The sequence below is a fragment of the Mesorhizobium sp. M2A.F.Ca.ET.037.01.1.1 genome (genome assembly GCF_003998075.1).
Classification (GTDB): domain Bacteria; phylum Pseudomonadota; class Alphaproteobacteria; order Rhizobiales; family Rhizobiaceae; genus Mesorhizobium.
In genome coordinates this window covers 1-1,284 of sequence record NZ_RZSA01001383.1, presented here as the reverse complement: position 1 = coordinate 1,284, position 1,284 = coordinate 1, and the positions used below count along the sequence as shown (strand labels likewise).

General features: G+C 66.7%; 2 protein-coding genes. Both read right to left on the bottom strand.

Going from position 1 to position 1,284, the window contains the following annotated elements:
- Positions 1 to 789, bottom strand: a 789-nt coding sequence (locus EOA27_RS36940; protein WP_127258773.1) for a dihydroxyacetone kinase subunit DhaK, incomplete at its 3' end; no start/stop codon positions are given.
- A 31-nt stretch (positions 790 to 820) separates the two neighbouring features.
- Positions 821 to 1,252 (bottom strand): hypothetical protein, encoded by a 432-nt coding sequence (locus tag EOA27_RS36935; protein WP_189342179.1) that lies wholly within the window; start codon positions 1,250 to 1,252, stop codon positions 821 to 823.
- Between the last annotated feature and the right edge of the window lie 32 nt (positions 1,253 to 1,284).

The window sequence follows — 1,284 nt, the reverse complement described above, 5'->3', positions numbered from 1 at the left end:
CATCGAGGGCGTGCCGCCGAAGCCGTTGACGAACAGCAGTGCCGGCCCCGTGGCGCGGTCGCCGAAATCGCCGGCGATCGCCGCGCAGACCTCCTCGGCGATGGCGTCGGCGCTCTTCAGCGCGTCGCGCCGCCGGCCGGGCTCGCCATGAATGCCGACGCCGAACTCCATCTCGCCGTCGCCGATCTCGAAGGTGGGCTTGCCGGCGGCGGGCACCGTACCGCTGGTCAACGCCACGCCCATCGAGCGCGTCGCGGCGTTGACGTGGTCGCCCAGCGCTTTGAGCGCGGGCAGCGCCATGCCTTGCTCGGCGGCGGCGCCTACGATCTTTTCCACCACCAGCGTGCCGGCGACACCGCGCCGTCCTGTCGTGTAGGACGAGTTCTCGACCGCGACGTCGTCATTGGTCACGACCTGCAGCACGCCGTCCGCCATCTCGGCCGCCATGTCGAAATTCATCACATCGCCTTCGTAATTCTTGACGATGAACAGGCAGCCGGCGCCGGTGTCGACGGCCTGCACGGCCGCGAGCATCTGGTCGGGCGTCGGCGAGGTGAAGACCTGGCCGGGGCAGGCGGCGTCGAGCATGCCGTGGCCGACAAAGCCGCCATGCAGCGGCTCATGGCCGGAGCCGCCGCCCGAGATCAGCGCCACCTTGCCGGGCTTTAGCTCCTTGCGGCGGATGAATTTGTGGTCGTCGCCAAGCACGAGGATATCGGCATGAGCCGCCGCAAAGCCATCGAGGCTTTCGGTCAGCACCGTGTCCACGGTGTTCATAAATTTCTTCATGGCGTCCTCCCAAACAGCCCGGCAACAAAGGTCAGCCGCTGCCCTTGCCGGCGATGCTGGTTATTTTCTGGATGAAGTCGTTGATCGCCCGGTCGAGCGCCGCGTTCTGCCTGTCGTCGCCGAAATCCGGCACGATGAGCGAGACGTGTCGCGTCTTGCGCGGACCGGACGCCGCGGGCGCCTTGCCAGGATGCGCCTGGTGATAGGCGGCCATGAACTGGTCGCGCTCGGCCTGGCTGAAATGGCAGACGGAAAAGATGGAAGGCAGATGCTTTGACGGGATCGGGATCGTATAGGCGGGGCTGGAAATCTGCGTGACGAAGCTGCGGTGCTTGCCGAGCGCGTCGGCCAGGCGCTGGCGCATGCCGGACGGGCGCTGGTCGATGACCTGCGACAGGATCGTCTTGTAGGCGCGGATTGCCTCTTCCGAGCCTGCTTCCGGTATTCTTTCCATCCTGGCCATGCGCCTACACCGCAACCCCCGCGATGGCCGCC